Source organism: Paenibacillus sp. BIC5C1, from assembly GCF_032399705.1.
Classification (GTDB): Bacteria; Bacillota; Bacilli; order Paenibacillales; family Paenibacillaceae; genus Paenibacillus; species Paenibacillus taichungensis_A.
In genome coordinates this window covers 2332671-2349973 of the sequence record NZ_CP135922.1, presented here as the reverse complement: position 1 = coordinate 2349973, position 17303 = coordinate 2332671, and the positions used below count along the sequence as shown (strand labels likewise).

The 17303-nt window shown below is 46.3% G+C and carries 13 protein-coding genes; 7 read left to right on the top strand and 6 right to left on the bottom strand.

Annotated elements, in window-relative coordinates:
• Positions 1–28 precede the first annotated feature (28 nt).
• The gene (locus tag RS891_RS10715; RefSeq protein ID WP_315795256.1) at positions 29–3736 is read left to right on the top strand and encodes a non-ribosomal peptide synthetase family protein; all 3708 of its coding nucleotides are present in this window, start codon (positions 29–31) and stop codon (positions 3734–3736) included.
• A gap of 106 nt (positions 3737–3842) precedes the next feature.
• On the opposite strand, the gene RS891_RS10710 is transcribed toward RS891_RS10715, so the two are convergent.
• The gene (locus RS891_RS10710) at positions 3843–4463 is read right to left on the bottom strand and encodes a conjugal transfer protein TraX (protein WP_258530587.1); all 621 of its coding nucleotides are present in this window, start codon (positions 4461–4463) and stop codon (positions 3843–3845) included.
• Between the two features lie 53 nt (positions 4464–4516).
• Positions 4517–5014, bottom strand: a complete 498-nt coding sequence (locus RS891_RS10705; RefSeq protein ID WP_315795255.1) for a GNAT family N-acetyltransferase — start codon at positions 5012–5014, stop codon at positions 4517–4519.
• Between the two features lie 210 nt (positions 5015–5224).
• Between RS891_RS10705 and RS891_RS10700 the strand changes: the two genes are divergently transcribed.
• Genes RS891_RS10700 through RS891_RS10685 form a run of 4 tightly spaced genes read left to right on the top strand, consistent with a single transcriptional unit; the run spans position 5225 to position 9200 of the window.
• Positions 5225–6670 (top strand): spore germination protein, encoded by a 1446-nt coding sequence (locus RS891_RS10700; RefSeq protein ID WP_113052697.1) that lies wholly within the window; start codon positions 5225–5227, stop codon positions 6668–6670.
• Positions 6667–7818: a Ger(x)C family spore germination protein gene (locus RS891_RS10695; protein WP_113052698.1), complete on the top strand. Its 1152-nt coding sequence runs from the start codon at positions 6667–6669 to the stop codon at positions 7816–7818. Before RS891_RS10700 ends, RS891_RS10695 begins: the two co-directional genes overlap by 4 nt.
• Positions 7819–7861: 43 nt before the next feature.
• Entirely contained in the window at positions 7862–8068 is a 207-nt protein-coding gene (locus tag RS891_RS10690; protein WP_113052699.1) for a hypothetical protein, read from the top strand.
• Positions 8069–8081: 13 nt separating this feature from the next.
• Positions 8082–9200, top strand: a complete 1119-nt coding sequence (locus tag RS891_RS10685) for a GerAB/ArcD/ProY family transporter (protein ID WP_315795254.1) — start codon at positions 8082–8084, stop codon at positions 9198–9200.
• 8 nt (positions 9201–9208) lie between these two features.
• Here the strand turns inward: RS891_RS10685 and RS891_RS10680 are convergent, their stop codons facing one another.
• Positions 9209–9682: an RbsD/FucU family protein gene (locus RS891_RS10680; RefSeq protein WP_113052701.1), complete on the bottom strand. Its 474-nt coding sequence runs from the start codon at positions 9680–9682 to the stop codon at positions 9209–9211.
• A 297-nt stretch (positions 9683–9979) separates the two neighbouring features.
• Between RS891_RS10680 and RS891_RS10675 the strand changes: the two genes are divergently transcribed.
• Both RS891_RS10675 and RS891_RS10670 read left to right on the top strand, forming a co-directional pair.
• Positions 9980–10408 carry a MarR family winged helix-turn-helix transcriptional regulator gene (locus tag RS891_RS10675; RefSeq protein WP_024630121.1) on the top strand — a complete coding sequence of 143 codons (429 nt, stop codon included), beginning with the start codon at positions 9980–9982 and terminating at the stop codon, positions 10406–10408.
• A 31-nt stretch (positions 10409–10439) separates the two neighbouring features.
• A complete protein-coding gene (locus tag RS891_RS10670) occupies positions 10440–11753 on the top strand; it encodes an MFS transporter (protein ID WP_315795253.1) in 1314 nt (437 codons plus the stop codon).
• A 103-nt stretch (positions 11754–11856) separates the two neighbouring features.
• Here the strand turns inward: RS891_RS10670 and RS891_RS10665 are convergent, their stop codons facing one another.
• The 3 genes from RS891_RS10665 to RS891_RS10655 form a co-directional block, all read right to left on the bottom strand.
• On the bottom strand, positions 11857–13158 hold the full coding sequence (locus RS891_RS10665; protein WP_315795252.1) for a bacillibactin exporter BcbE: 1302 nt from the start codon (positions 13156–13158) through the stop codon (positions 11857–11859).
• A gap of 178 nt (positions 13159–13336) precedes the next feature.
• A complete protein-coding gene (locus RS891_RS10660; protein WP_315795251.1) occupies positions 13337–16249 on the bottom strand; it encodes a glycoside hydrolase family 3 C-terminal domain-containing protein in 2913 nt (970 codons plus the stop codon).
• 15 nt (positions 16250–16264) lie between these two features.
• On the bottom strand, positions 16265–17281 hold the full coding sequence (locus RS891_RS10655; protein WP_315795250.1) for a phosphotransferase: 1017 nt from the start codon (positions 17279–17281) through the stop codon (positions 16265–16267).
• Positions 17282–17303: the final 22 nt, after the last annotated feature.

Sequence of the window (17303 nt, the reverse complement as noted above, 5' to 3'; positions counted from 1 at the left end):
CGGTTTGAACCAAGGAGGAACAACTGAAGTGGTCGAAAATCAATCATCATCTCCCCAAACAGTGGAATCTAGCCTGCCGGTTCTTCAGATTCCACTGGATTTTGGGCGCCGTCAACAATCATTCACTTTTGAGTCTGCTCATCTTTCACTGGAATCGTCCCTGGGTCGGGAACTGAAACAAAAATTCGGGTCAGAGGGTGTATATCCAGCATTATTGTCTGCCTATGCAGCCCTGTTGTTCCGTTTATCAGCTGAACAGGAACTTGCCATCGGCACGCTGGCTCCCGATCAGCCAGCTTCCCATGTGTTATTGCAGATTCAAGGCAAGTTAACCTTTAAGGAACTGATTCATCAAATTTCAGATCAACTCCAGCTTCATTACTCGCTCCAAACGGGAGGTAATCCCGAAACGCTGTTCATGTATAACAGTGTACAGCTACCTAAAGCTCCTCAATTATTAAATTGGAATATTCGTGATGATCAAGATATGCTCACACTAGATCTGTTCTATGACAGATCACTTCTTAATGAATCTACGGTCACGAGATATGCAGAGTATTATCAGACTCTTCTTCTGGCTATGTTGCGTGACCTAGACAAGGCCATCGGCACAGTGGACATTTTATCCGCTTCAGACCGATTGCTATACCGAGAAATGAATGATACTGCCGTTCTCGAACCAGAACATCAGACAATTCATGGCTGGTTTGAAGCAACAGCAGCAGAATATCCTGAATCTCCAGCAATTACTTCACCAACTGGCCGGTACACGTATAGAGAATTGAACGAACGCGCCAATCAGGTTGCCCGTGTGCTGTTATCCAACGGATTGCAAAAAGGAGAATTCGTCAGCATCTTTATGGAGCGGAGTCTGGAAACGATTATTTCTTTGCTTGGTATTCTCAAAGCAGGTGGAGTATACGTTCCGGTCGATCCTGAGCATCCACAAGAACGCAACAGTTATATTGTCGAAGATACAGCCTCATCCTTTGTCCTAACCAAAGAGTCCTCTTTACCTGAAGCTTCACGTTTATTCTCAGGAATTACTACCGTTCGCCAAATTCTGGCCGTGGATGGACGCCTTGCCGGATTTGCAGCAAGCAACCCCAATCTGGACATTCAACCAGACGACCTGGCGTATATCATCTATACCTCGGGATCTACCGGCAAGCCCAAAGGTGCGCTTATCGCCCATCGGGGTGTTGCCAATCTTGGTAGTGTGGTGCAACGGGATTGCGATATTCAGCCAGGTGACGTATTAACCCAGTTTGCTACATACAGCTTCGATGCATCAGTATGGGATACGATTGGCGCTTTGTTCTACGGAGCAGAACTGTACCTGTTGTCGGCGGAAGAACGTGTATCCGTTGAAGAATTTGCAAGTGCCATTGAGCGCACAGGCACAACGATCATTACGATACTGCCAACCATCTTTTTCAACCAGCTTGCTTCCTTCCTGTCTGATGAAGGCTTCCACAAGCTGGCCAAAGTCAAAATCATTACTGTGGCTGGAGAAGCTTTGTATGGTGAGCAGGTTCGCGCTTTCCAGCGCAAATTCGGCAACCAAATTGATATCGTCAATGTATACGGACCTACGGAGTGTACAGTAGCAACAGCGACTCACCGAATTAGCGAGCAAGTTCCGGAAAGTGTTGTTAACATTCCAATCGGCAGACCCATTCATAACTATAAAGTGTATATCGTCAATGAGGAACAGCAGTTATGCCCGGTAGGCGTTCCTGGCGAGGTATATATAGCAACACCAGCTCTGGCCAAAGGTTATCTGAACCAGCCCGAGCGTACAGAACAGGCATTCGTTGATAATCCATTTGCAATCGATGAGAAAATCTATAAGTCTGGCGATATTGCCAAAATGCTCGATAGCGGACTGCTGGAATATGTGGGACGCAGCGACTCTCAGTTGAAAATCCGGGGTCACCGGATTGAGATTGGAGAGATTGAGGATCATTTTGCCCGTCTGGATCAGGTTCAGGATGTGGCCGTGATTCCCAAGAAGGAATCTGATGGTCAAAACATGCTCGTAGGATACTTTACTTCCAAAGATGGTAGTACACTTTCCGTTGCGGACATTAAAGCGGAGCTAACGGTTAAGCTTCCTTCCTATTTTGTACCCAAATGGATCTGTCAGCTTGATGAAATGCCGATTGCACCGACAGGCAAAATCAATCGCAAAGCGATGGTAGCTCTTCCTCACGTAGAACGTCATGAAGATCGACCTGATCGGGTACTGGCAGAGACGGAAACCGAAGCAATTATTCTGGAAGCATGGAAAGAAATTCTTCAGCACGATGACTTTGGTGTGGAGGATAGCTTCTTCGCCATTGGCGGTGACTCACTTCGGGTCATCCATGTTCTGGTCATTCTTAAGCCGCATTATCCGCAGCTGAAAATTGCCGACTTTTTTGCCGAGAAGACGATTCGTGCTTTGGCGAAACGCGTGGAGATCCTGGCTCAAGCTACAGAAGAAACTGCCCATTCCTCAGGGAATAACGGCGTAATTACTCAATTGTCAGAACATCCTGTAGAGCTTAGATCCCAGATTGGATATCCTGAAATTCTGAATCCCGAGCACGTGCTGCTGACCGGGGCTACCGGATATCTTGGATCTCATGTGCTGCAACAATTGATTCTAACTTCGAATACACGTATCTATACTCTTGTTCGCCGTCCCGCAGACGGAAGCTCTGCGATGGAACGACTTAGCAGCGTCATGAAAGGTTACTTTGGACCGGAACTTCTACCTCTCCTCGCATCCCGCGTCGAGATTATCGAAGGCGATCTGGAGCAACCGAATCTTGGTCTTTCAGTTGAGCAGACAACTTACGTGCAAGAAAGAATCGACCGTGTAATACACTGTGCTGCAGATGTACGACATTTCGGGGATGCAGCCCAATTCGCCAAAACCAATGTCGATGGAACCACCGCATTGCTTAAACTCATTCGCAGTAAACCAGGTGCCTCCTTCCACCATGTATCCACGATGGGTATACCGGAAGATCTTGCACTAAGTGGACAATGGGAGTCATCCTTGCAATATGATCGCTTCCCTGCAGACCTACACGTGGACAACTTGTACTCGGACAGCAAACTTGAAGCTGAGAAAGTGCTTATGTTTGCTGCTGAAGAAGGTGTACCTGTGAGCATCTATCGTGCAGGTAACCTGACATGTCATTCCGAGACGGGACGTTTCCAGTCTAATATCGATAGCAATGCCTTTTATCGTATGATCAAAGCAATGTTATTGCTTGGCAAAGCACCAGCAGCCGACTGGATGGTTGATTTTACACCTATTGATTATGCAAGTCAGGCAATTGTACATCTGGCATTACGCCAGGACACAGCAGGACGTGTATTCCACATCTGTAATCCGGAGCCTATCAGCTACGATGATCTGATTCGTATTGTGAATCGGGCCGGTTATGAAGTGGAGACTCTGCCTTTTGCAGAGTATACCAACTGGTTGTTCGATGGCAGTGTCAGCAAGGACCCTGAGGCGCTTCAACTGGCTATCGCCCAGCTTGAAGGAGACGGTGCCAAGGATTCTGCATACGTATATGCCTCTCCTGTAACAACTGCTTATGTGGAATCAGCCGGAATTATATGTCCCAAAACAGATGATCGTTTCATCTCAAAAATGATGGAACATGCCATCGAGATTGGTTATTTCCCTAAGGCCGTCCGACCGCAGTTTGGTACTTCTCCAACGATGGAATAAATTCAATAAAGTAAATGCATATATTGCATCCATTAATGAAAATAAAGAAGCCACCTCAACGTCAGTGATGACGGATAAGGTGGCTTCTTTATTTTGTACAGAGTTCTCAAATCAAGCGGATCAACGCAATGACAGCCAAATGTGCAGGATAGAAATAACGCCAAATCCAACGCGGACCTTTCAGACGGAACCCTGCGTTATAATACTGGGCAATGGCAATTCCTAGGGTAGCTATAACGCTATACATCTGAATAGAGCTACTGTGAAGATAAATATACAGCACATTTAAGAGCAGATGAGCCATTACCAGTACTGGGCCCTGGAAGTATCGGAATAGCAATACAAGCAGTAAGCCATACATACCATAATCCATATGGGTCATCTCCATGACCAAACCAGCCACGACCACAATCGGAATTCCCAACAAACGGACCGGAAGTTTATCGAGCACAAGCAATACAAGCAGGGCAGACCATAATGTCCATACCACATTTAGTGAAAAATGATTAAAAGCCGCCATAAAAGGGAATTGAGAGATCACTGCTATCCAGAATAATCGCCATATGTATTTTTGTACGTTGCGAGTATGTTTATAACCGATATACACGGCAAAAGCATAGATTGGAAAAGCAATGCGACCAATCATTCGCAGCTCCCCTACATGTGGAAAAAAGACGGCTCCGATATGATCGATCAACATCGTGATCATGGCTATCCATTGCATCATTTTATACTAATCCCTCCTGCTTATCCTGAACTTCAGGGTTCTCCAAGTCTTTCTTATATCTGAAGTTCATAATACATGAACTTGGTGTCCAGCGTATAGCCTTCCGACTCATATAATGCCTGAGCTTTCTTGTTGCTGATCGCCGTAGAGAGCACTATTCGCACAGCTCCACTCTCATTTCCCCATCGTCTTGCAGCTTGCAGCAACTTACGCGCAATCCCACGCTGTCGATGATCCGCATGTACGTACAGATCATTAAGTACCCAGATTGACCTCATGGACACTGAACTAAAGCGGGGATACAACTGTACAAATCCACCAAAATCCCCCGTTAAAAGTTCATCCGTCAAGCTGCACTCCTCTTCCTTCCCCGTCTCCACTTCCGATTCTGCAATCAAAATAACGGATTCATTGCGCTCCATACGTTCTCTAATATATTCATTCGCTCCGTTCAGATCAGTAAGCTGATCATAAAACATCCTATACTCATTGAATAAATTCGCCACTCTGTTAACATCGCCAAGCTCGGCACGTCTAATCCGATACGTCATCTTTACTCAACTCCTTATATATAAACGTCTACCCGCTTTATTCCACCCTCTTATTTTAAAGCAGATTTCATGATCTCCCCATTCATCTTCTGCATCAAAGTTTGTAATATATTTCGATAATCCAAACTTAAAAGTATATTTCATTGGAAGCGTCGCACACTATAGTCAGATTACAGACTCGGCGTTACAGCATAGGGAGGCGAAACTGAAATGGAAAAAGACAATATCTATGAACAGGTTAGAGCTAATTTGTTGGGCGTTGCCGATATAATCTATCAGCCTTTTCAAATCGGACCTTTCCATTGTGAACTTATCTATATTCAGTCCATCGTGGACACACCTACCATGCGGGAAGCCATCGTCAAACCACTGCTTGAGGAAGCCTCACGTCATGAAATAGATCATCAATTCATTACCCGTGTCGTGACCGGATCATTTTTCACCCTTAACAGCCACCACTCGAATTCAGCAGAAGCCATAGTGGATGATATCGTGTCAGGTAATGCGGCCTTATATATCGAGGGTATTTCGGGCATGATCCATTTCGCTCTCCAAAATTATCAAAGGCGTTCCGTAGCGGAATCCACTAATGAAGTTGTCATTGTCGGGCCACAAGAGGCCTTCATTGAAGATGTTCATGTAAATATGTCACTGCTTCGGCACAAGATTAAGCATCCTGATTTTAAAATGATCAAATTCACCGTTGGAAAATATACCAAAACCGAGGTGTTCGTGGTCTATATTCAAGGGTTATGCAAGCCAGACATTTTGGAAAATGTATTAACAAGCCTGGGCGAGATAGATATGGACAGCAGTCTGGGGGTAAGTTATCTATCTGAATTTCTGGAGGACCATCCCCTTTCTCCTTTTCCACAGTATCAATATACAGAACGTCCCGATACGGTGGCTGCTGCACTGGTTGAAGGGCGAATCGGGGTCATGCAGGACGGAACACCGTTTTCCCTACTCATTCCCGTAACCTTTTTCTCTTTAATGCAGTCTTCGGAAGACTATTATCAACGCTTTTATTCCGCCTCCTTTATCAGGATTATTCGTCTGTTGTTTGCTTTTATAGCCTTCCTGCTGCCATCCTTTTATGTGGCTGTTACTACATTTCACCCGGAAATCATTCCGACCAATTTACTGATTACGATCGCTTCTGCTAGAGAGAATATTCCCTTCCCTGCCCTGATTGAAGCGCTCATTATGGAAGTGACGTTTGAAGGTTTGCGCGAAGCAGGGATTCGTATTCCGAAGCCGTTGGGGCAAACGGTGTCCATTATTGGCGGGATTGTTATTGGTCAGGCGGCCGTTCAGGCTGGGATTGTCTCCGCACCATTGGTTATTGTCGTATCCATCACAGGTATTGCCGCCTTTATCATCCCGCACTTCGAGCTCGGACTGGCTTTCCGGCTGCTTCGTTTTCCAGTGCTGTTTATGGGTGGAACGCTGGGGCTGTTCGGCATCGTGATTTCAATCTATCTGATCTATTGGTATATGGTTAGTCTCCGTTCATTTGGCGTGCCATACATGCAGCCATTTGCCCCCCTCGTGCTGCGTGATATCAAAGATACTATCGTTCGTGTGCCCTGGTTCCTAATGAAGAAGAGACCTGCAGCTTACGAAGACGCTAATAAGAAAAGGCAAAAGACATGAAGAGATTAATGATTACACCCAAACTAATTGTCGCTTTGATGTGCGTTTTACTGTGCAGTGGCTGCTGGTCAAAAGTGGAGATAAATGAACGTACGTTTATTACGACCATGTATGTGGATAAAGGAGAAAAGCCGGGTGAAATTGATATTTCACTAAGTATGCCATTGCCCAACCGTCTCTCCCCTGAAGGAACGGGAGGACCCGGAAAAAACCCATATGCTCTCGTTTCGGCTACTGCCTCCACCATCGCTGATGCGATGGAGAAAATCCAAACAGACCTTACACGAAAAATTTCCTGGGGGCACACACGGGTTGTGGTTTTCGGTGAAGCTTACGCCAGAGAAGGAATTCAAGATGCGATGGAATGGATCTCACGTGAACCTTTATTCCACCTTAGCAGTTACGTCATGGTTGCAAAGGGCAGAGCCAGAGACGTGGCTGATCTGACTCCCGTTTTCGAAGAAACACCCAGTGATGTATTAAGAGAATTTGCAACCGAAGAAAACATGTTAAAAACGCAAATGCTCAGTGTACTTATGGCTGACAAAATGAATCAGGGCTTTGCCACCCCCTTGTTGGAATCAAAATCAACCCCGATGGCAAGTGAGAATAATAAACGGAAGCAATGGACCAGTCAGGTAGGCGGTGCTCTTTTCAAACAGATGAAGATGGTCGATTCCATCTCTCCCGATGAAACAAGGAGCATCGCCTGGGCCAATCGCAAATTGGATACCTTGGCCGTCTCCGTGGAAACCAAAGATGAAAAAGCGAGCATGACGGTCTACAATACGAGTTCCAAAATTAAGGTAAAGCTTGTAAACGGTCAACCTCTCTTTGATATCACTTTACGGGGGCAAGCAGAACTGAATTCCGTAATTCCCATTCTCAAGGTAAAAGATATTGTAGGCGTGAAACAGATCGAGCAAAAGGCCAATGAAAAAGTGAGTGCCTATCTTACCAACGCAATAAGGACCGGCCAACGTAAAAAAGCCGATATTTTGATGCTTGGTTATCGCCTGGAATGGGCATATCCTCGGATCTGGGAACAGTTACGTCCCGTTTGGAATGATTATGTCAAAAATGATTTGCAGTTTAATGTACATGCCAAAATCAATATCCAGTTCGTAGGTTCGGAATCCAGCTACTGACAGAGACAAAGAAAAGCATCAGGCCACTTTAGGAGGTAAACCAATGATCGCTGTTGTTTTGTTTGGCGTACTTTACATACTTGAGTGGCCCATGATCAAATCCAGCAAAAAGGGAATGAAAAGGACATATTTCATTCTGCTGGGCCTATTTCTTCTGTGGAATACGTTGGCTGTCTCTGTACCGGGCTGGCCTAATCCCAATGATGTCATCAGGCTGCTCTTTGGCTGGGCAGACCGCTTGTTTGGCTAAGAAAGGAGTAAGCATGATCAAATTATCTTCCGGACAAGCGTACCGTTTTATGTTTGTATACCTGTATTCCGAACCCATTGCTTTCCTTTTGCAACGTTTATTCAAAATGAGCGGTTATCAAGGGTGGATATCCATTCTTGGCGGGTTTGCCATCAGCCTGATCCTTCTCTTTTCCACATACCGATTGGGCGCGATTCATCCAGATCGACCCTGGATTGATTTTGGTGAGGAAATTGTGGGCAAGGTTGTTCATAAGCTATTCCTCGGTCTCATTGTATTGCTGTGCCTGTATTTGATCTCCGTTGACGTAGAGAATTTTATCGTTTTTCTGCAATCGATGTACTTACCCGAGACGCCCATATGGCTGACAGCAACCGTTACTATTTTAAGTATCAGTCTTTCAGCTCGCTCAGGTTTGATTACCATTGTTTATTTATCAGAAGGGATATTCCTGGTGCAAATCTTCACCTCTACTTTTCTCATGCCTGCTGTCATGGGTGGGGGGAATCCTGATGTACTTCTTGCCATGGTAACTCATCATGATCTGACAGAAATATTGACAGGCTCGCTTTCAACTATGCCATGGTTTTCCGAATGGATGATGTTCCTGTTCCTCGCACCTGCCATTGCTTTCAGGCGGCCTCTTCTTCGAAGTATGTTATTTGCAGGCTCTACACTTGCACTATTCATTATCGTGTTCTGGATGTTTACCTTAATGAACTTTGGACCTTACGAAGCTAGCAGTCTTCGCTATCCTTTGCTGGAGATGATACGTTTTGCCCGTTACGGGGATTTTTTGGATAACCTGGACCCATTCCTGATTGCCATCTGGTCTACGACCATGTTTACTCGCAGCTCCTTTCTGTTATATGTAGCCGCGGTTTGTCTTACCAAACTTACTGGAGTCCGACAGGAAAAAACGGTGGTTTACTTGCTGGCAGGGACTGCTGCCTCCTATGTGCTTCAATATGCAAAAGACGCAGCTTCATATGAATTAGCCATTCGTTCTTACGCCATTGCTATCTATGCCGTACTTATCGAGTGTATGCCTATTTTATATGTTGTTGTTTACTGGTTGCGTTTCGGGAAAAGCAAAAAGACGAGCGAGGCTTCTCCCGCCCCGTCGCCTTGACTTTAGTTTCAGTTCAGTTCAACTTTTTTCTCTTGTGGGTAAGGATCTGGATCTGGGAAAATGACCCCTTTTTTCAAAATCAAATTGGCATACTGCGCACGTTCACCGGTTGCAACAATGACATAGGCGCGAGAAGCTCTCTCATAAAACGCGAAACGCTCTTCATGATCAAAGGCATCCGTGATGCCCTCATGATCATGAATCAACCTGCGATAGTCTTCCCAGATGATGGGCACCACCTGATCCCCCTTGACGACCTGCATAACGGCTGCCGGCCGCTCAGCGTAGGTATCTAGTGGATACAAACTTAAAATGGCATCCAGTAACTCCACTGTACCCAGCGCATCACAGCGAATCAGCCGCTGGGCATGACTAGCTGCTGGGAAGTTGCCATCAGCCAGTACCAGCTCGTCTCCATGGCCCATTTCAGACATGATCTTCAGCAGTTCCGGAGGTATTATTGCGGGAATGTTCTTCAGCATACTCAGCTCTCCTCAGTCAGCTCCAGAATTGCTGGAGCAGATTCGTCTTCGTAACCTCACCATCATGTAGCCCAATTACCGCGATAGAGCGGCACTTCTATTTTATCAGTAATTTCCAACGTTTGCATATTTCAATGTTCGCATAATGATTAGTCCATTGTAAATTCATATATGAAAAGATCTTATCATGGCGATGATATTCATAAATACGCTTTGACAAAATTAATTGTTTAGCATATAGTTGTTATAACAAGTAAATGAATTGAGGCTATTTTACTTAAAGAAAGAGAGGATTATATGGGGAACGACTATTCGCTCGATCAATCCATTGGATTCATGCTGGGCATGACACATCGCAAAGCGTCAGCTTTACTAGCCATACGTTTCAAACCCTATGATATTACAACAGAGCAATTCTCAGTTCTGTTCAACATCGGTAGAGGCGAAGGCGTGAATCAGAAAGAAGTCGCCACTCGGGTCTACAAGGATCAGCCCACAACTGCCCGCATTATTGATCTGTTGGAAAAGAAAGGCTGGGTCGATCGACGGACCAGCGAACAGGATCGCAGAGCCTACTTGCTCTACTTGACCGAAGAAGGAAAAAAATTGCTTGATCAGCTTGTTCCGCTCGAAAGAGAAATGAATAAAAATCTGATTGAAGGTATCCCCGAAGACCAGATGGAAGCATTTAGACATACTCTTTCCCTCATGAACAGCAACTTGTAACGAACTTTACACCAGGGGGAATGAACAAAAAATGAAATCACAATCAGCACAAGTCAAACTATGGACTACCGATTTTATCCTGCTCATGTTATGTAACTTTCTACTCTTTCTGCAACTCCACATGATTGTATCCCCACTTCCTTCTTATGTGCAGGACCGTTTTCACGCCAATGCCTTTGAAGTCAGCCTCTTTACCTGTCTTTTTGCCCTTAGCGCCATCGCTGCTCGGCTCTATTCAGCCAAAGCATTGGAGAAGGGTCTTCGTAATGCCATGATCTATATTGGCCTGACGGTTGCCTTACTCGCAACACTCGGATATTACTTTGCTGCTGGGATTGCTGTTCTTTTATTGCTGCGCATGGTGTTCGGTATCGGATTCGGTATGAGTAGCACGGCTTTCCCAACAATGGCATCGGATATTGTGCCCGTGAAACGAATGGGTGAAGGCATGGGCTATTTCGGCCTTTCCACAAGTCTCGCCATGTCCATGGGTCCCATTATTGGGGTCACCGTGCTTCAGGGTGCCGGTTTCGTGACACTCATGTTGTGTACGGCAGGTGTTATTGCAGTCATCTATCCGCTCAGCTATTCACTAACACGCAAGAAAGCTCGCAGGGTCAATGATGAGGTGGTACCCACTCCATCAGTTGGAACAGCAGGCACCAAAGTAAAGACGCCTTTCAATCGAAAACTGATTCTGCCAAGTATACTGAATTGTTTGCTATCCATCACGTATGGCGGACTGGTGGGATTCATCGTTTTGTACGGAAAAGAAGCCAACCTGGCTAATCCTGCACTGTTCTTCTTGTTTAATGCTCTCGCTGTACTGCTGGTCAGACCGTTTGCAGGACGGATTTATGACAGTAAAGGTCCCAAAGCATTACTGATTCCCGGAGCGATATTCATCGCTGCTGGACTGATCACGCTCTCATACGCCTCGTCGATGTCCATCTTGTTTGTGGCTGCATTTTTATATGGAATCGGATATGGTTCGATACAGTCTTCCATGCAGACCTGGATGATTCAGATTGTCTCCCCTTCACAGCGCGGTATGGCTAACGGCATGTTTCTGAATACGCTGGATCTGGGGATCGCTCTGGGAGCACTTTTGCTGGGCGCTATTGCTTCCATAACCAGTTATACCGATATGTACCGTTATTCCATTGTGTTCATGATTCTATTTCTCCTGATATACCTGATTCAAGGGAAACGAAATGGTGGTTTTGCGGTACCTGTGCATCCGTTATTGACTCATACACATATCGCTGCGCAGGATTCCGATCGACATGATCATTCTGAGACTGCGACCGAAGAGAACACAACTGCTCAGCAAAAAGATCGTTGATGCAACTACGCTGCTGTACTTCAATTCAATAAAAACGCGTTTACTCTGTCAGGGAAAATACATCCCTCAGAGTAAACGCGTTTTTTTATAATCTTAAAATAAATCAGAATGGACTTTTCTTCCGTCTCCCTGGCAGATAACCACTGGGCTGTTTTACTTCATCATACTCACGTTCACGATGATTTTGACCACTACCTGAAGTGGGCTGGTCCCCCTTGTCTGGCTTGACTGCCAATAACGTGAGCAATCCTCCCACCGCTCCGGAAGCGGCGAGAATGCCAAATAAAAGGAAATGGTGGGAAGAGATTAACAATGACACGACAGGAGGGCCAAGAGACACGCCGATAAAACGCATGCTGCTGAATAACGCCGTGATGGTGCCCCGTTGTTCCTTGTCCACCCCTTCAGTAACCATAGCATCCAGACATGGCAGTGTAGCCCCTATTCCTGCCCCGCCAAGGGTGAACAAACCGACGACTACATAGATGTTGTCAAAAAGTCCGATTATACCGAGAGATACCGTAAGAACAGCAAGTCCGATAAACCCCAGCCATTTCATGCGTGTCTTGTTCTTTCCTATCCATTTTCCAGCAAAAAAAGACGCCAGACATAAAGCAGCCAGTGGTATGGCAAGCACAAGTCCTTTAAGTACCCCTTTTAATTTGAACTCTGATTCCAATGTCTCCGACAGATAAAAGAGCACGCCAAAGAGAACAAACATACAAATACCACCGATCGCAAAAATCGCATATAACCAGCGGCCCTTTTCTTTTAGCACACTGCGGATGGAAGCCACAAATTCGGGAAAGCTCTTTGGTTCTTCCTTCCTCTTTGGTGTTTTCACCAAGAATATAACCAGAACCAATGAAAGCACACAGAGTACCGGAATAGCCATAAAAGGTAAATACCAAATCCACACAGCCAGAGCTGCACCCAATATCGGACTTAGTACCTTGCCAAAGGTGTTCGAGGTTTCAATAATGCCAAGGCTTTTACTCACCTCGTTCTCATCATCAAACATGTCACCAACCAATGGTATGACAATTGGGAAAGCCCCAGCTGCTCCTATCCCTTGCAAAAGTCTGCCACCAAGAATGGCCCAGTATGCCGCATTTCCATTCAGCATCCAGGCTGCTCCACCTGCTACCGCGCCTCCTACAGCTGCAATGATGAGACTGGGAATAATGACGGCTTTTCTGCCGAAACGATCCGACAGATATCCTGCAAGTGGAATGAGCAGGATTGCGACGACCGCATAAACCGTAATTAACATGCTGACTTTAAATGAGGACACTTTCAATTCACGCTCAATTTGCGGTAGGATGGGAATCAGCATGGAGTTGCCCAGCGTCATTATTACCGGAATGGAAGCAAGTGCGACGAGGTCCCACTTTTTATCGTTCATGCCTCAACCACCTTTACAGAATCAGAAAACAACAACGTTATTGTGGGTTGTTCTGCAGTTGAATATACGGCTTATGTAAAAAAGGTCACTTGGGATGACAGCGCAAAAAGACTGTCGCACTAAATTCAGTGTCGGGACAGCCTTTTCACTATAATTATGAAGATCAACTAATCAACATTTATTTCAGTACAAATTGCTGAAGAGCTGCACCGCCCTTGAAAACGATACAGAGCTGTTCGATCTCACGCTCTGCCTTCAGGGAACAGCGAACTGTGCTCCACTGAAGATTTTTTCCGTTGACTGTTCCAGCGGAACCGGGAATGACACAAGTGCCGAGCAGCGGACCTTCTGGACCTTCAGCTCGAATCTCCAATTCGCCACTTACTCCGAAGGCTGACACCCGACCCTCAAACCCACTAACTTGCCGGAAAGCATTGTCGTGGAATGAAATCCAGGAAGAACGACCTTCACGATACAGCGGTTCACCTGGAACAATGGCACGGACAGCTGAACGGCCTTCCCGACACTCATCCAACAGAACGCCTGCATACGCATCGTAATTTTCCGCAAACGTAGGCAAGTTCAGCGCGCGTGCAGGAATGGTTTCACCCTCGATGTGAATTTCTTCGTTCTGGCGAATATCTGCTGAGGAACGTCCAGCCATGATCGACCAGGTGGCGGTTTCAAGACAATATTTGTCTCGAGTGACATCCCAGAAGGTAAGATTCTGAACAGGAATTTCGAAAGAAAGATTTTCCACGGCGCCTGATGCAAGATGAATCCGCCGGAAGCCGATCAACTGACGTTGTGGGCGTTTCACCCGTGAAGTTTGAGCGTGCCCATACAGCTGCACCACTTCATCACTGGCACGTTTCCCTTTGTTCTCGACCTGTACGTTAATCTTCAGCACATCATCACCAGAAGATCCCAGTGCCCGCTCTACTCGAATCGACTTATACTCAAATTCGGAATAGGTCAATCCATGACCAAAGGGATACAGGACTGGACCTTCATGATACATATAGGTAGTACCGTTATGAATAACGTCATAATCCATAATGTCAGGAAGCTGCGATTCATCCTCATACCATGTCATGTTCAGTCTACCAGCAGGAGCATAATTTCCGAGCAGAACATCTGCAACTGCATTCCCCAATTCCTGGCCTGCATGTGTGAGGTATACGATTGCCGGAGCCACGTCTTTTAACTCTTGCAGTGCAAATGGATAACTTCCCACAATGACAACGACCGTATTGGGATTCACTTGGCAGACTTCTCTTACCAATCGGGCCTGCTCAGGCGGAAGCTGCAGGCTTGGGCGATCAATTTCCTCTTTACCGTTAATATAGGGACTGTTACCGACAACAACGACAGAAACGTCACTATTCTGTGCAGCTTTTTTTGCCTGTTCTATTCCGTCAGCAACAATGTCCAGCTTGAACACAGCAGGTTGCTGTTTCCCTTCTACGACATCCGGATTACCAGATGAGTTCAACTCTTCTTGTGTTTGTTCCGTCGATGGGGACAGCACCAGTTGCCCCTGATGTTCATTCAGGCTGAGGGGCAAACCGTTCCATGTACGCAACGCGCTGCTTCCATCCGCTTGTGAATCAATCTGTACCACTTCCTTGACGAACCAGCCACCAATCTCCGGCGCAATTGCCTGATAGATGCGCTGTTCAGTTAACGAAACATAGCGATTGTTTTTCACACTGCGAAGCGTGTGACTTCCCCAGCCCCAGTCCTGATGGATGAACTCAGTAGCCTCTGCACTGCCTTCCGGCACGGCAACAAGCTTTCCCTCCGCACCAAGCGTGATTACCTTGCCATCGACTGTCTTTAGACTGATGCGATCATTCCCATCTGCAAAAGATACTTCCGCACCGTCAAGCTGCTTACGCAGTCCTTCCAAAACAGTAACACGATAAGGCAGTGTGCCACTGTACCAATCGGTATAGACTACATCCGCAAGGGGACCGATTACGCTAACCTTCTGCAATCTTTCCGATTGGAGAGGAAGCAGTCCGTCATTTTTGAGTAATACGATAGACTCCGCTGCTGCTCTGTAACTTAATTTGGCATGTTCAGGCGCACACAATACAGATTCCGATATCGAAGCATACGGGTTAAGTCCCGTCTGATCCAGTTGTCCAAGCCGCATCCGCACGCCAAATATATTTCGAATGGCCCGGTCAAGATCCTCGACCTCCAGCAATTTTCGCTCAAGCGCCTCTTCCAAGGCAGACACGACTAAGTCAACCTCGTCTGTCAGGCAGTCCACACCTGCTTTTAATGCTCCTGCTGCCGATTCCGCATGCGTGGCATGGTAACCGTGATAATTGACCGTCTGGGACAAATCTCCCCCGTCACACACAATAAATCCAGGCATGGCCCACTCACCCTTGACCACATCATTCACATAAGGGCTTTCAATGGCGGGTGTACCGTTGATCGAATTGTAGGCTGTCATCATGGACAAGGCCCCACCTTCTACGAAAGGCGTCTCGAATGCTTTTAAATAATATTCACGCAAGTTACGCGGATCAATGCTGGAGGAACAATTCAACCGATCCTTCTCATTATTATTGGCAAAAAAGTGCTTCAGCGTCGCTACCATTTTAAGATAGAAAGAGTGGTTTCCCTGCATCCCCTTCACAAGAGCTGCTGACATTTCACCTGTCAGTACAGGGTCCTCACCATAGCCCTCTTCCGTTCTGCCCCAACGCGGATCCCGTTCCAGATCGACAGTTGGCGCCCATAAGGTCAAGCCGTGACGCTCGGGAGCACGATGGTGGTATGCTCTGGCCTCATCTCCAATGACGGAACCGATTTCACGCATGAGCTTGATATTCCAGGTGCTCGACAGACCAAGCGGCTGCGGGAAAACGGTAGCCTCACCTATCCATGCAACCCCGTGAGCCGCTTCGCCTCCCACATTATAGCCGGGTATTCCCAATCGGGGTACTGCTGCTTCGCGTGTAGGAATTAAGCGGATCTTCTCCTCCGTTGTCAGACGCGCAATCAAGTCATCTAATCGTTCTTCCAATGGCAATGTTGCGTCCCACATCGGATATTGAATATACTCTTTCATACTAAACCCTCCTACTTATTCGTTAAGTTTGAGTCCCTTCCATTCTTCCAATAGATCCAGCGTACGCTCGCGATACTTCTGTCCTGCCTCCGGCTGATCAACCTGATGTTCATGCACATATGCGTTAAAATAAGAGGAAAGTATGCGATAGGCCAAAAGACGTGCCTGTCCCCCATCGGTCATATCTTGAGGACGGCCATAGCCTTCATGAAAACCAGCTGATGATTCTGTCGATAAAATAGCCTCAAACTGCCTGTCCGCAAACATGGAGCGATCCCCATCAATGATGGCGGCAATGTTTAGCTGCCCGTTCTCCTCATGGACAAGCACGTTGGCTTCCCAAAGATCGTTATGAACAAGAACCGGAATAGTCACCTGATCAAATAAATCCTTATTTGTTATGAACAAATCTGCGATTTCTTCCCCCACACCTGGCATATACCCGGCTTGTGAAGCTTTGAGTGCCGTCTCTTCTGCAAAAGCTTGCAGCACCTCGGACCAATGATCCGAGCCTTCAATCGTCCCATCGCCTTGCGGCCAGCCAAACGATTCACCCTCAATCTGATGCATGACAGCCGTATAGGCGCCGAGCTGATGATATAATCGTTCTTTATCTACTTCCGAAATCGATGAATGATCCAGCTGCTTACTGGCGATAAACTCCATAAACATATACGTTCTCGGAATGATCAATCCGCTGTCATCACAGACAATAATATTTGGAGCGGGAATGCCTGCTTTACGGTAATATTCATAAACAACAGGTTCCGCAGACATCATCGTACGTTCAAATGAAAATAACGGATCGCCAGCAGAGCCGAGCGCCATCTCTACCCGTTCTGGAGCCAAACGTAATATCACATCCGCGTACGACGCATGTTCAAGCTGAATTCGATACGTTGTATTAAAAAGTCCACCCTGCAACAGTTCAAAACTATTCACAATGGTAGCGGTTCCAAAAGTGTTTTCTACCACCTTATGCAGCATCTCTGCTGTAATGGTTTGGTGTAAGCCTGAATTCGTTGTACCCATTTGATAAAATCCCCTAACTTTA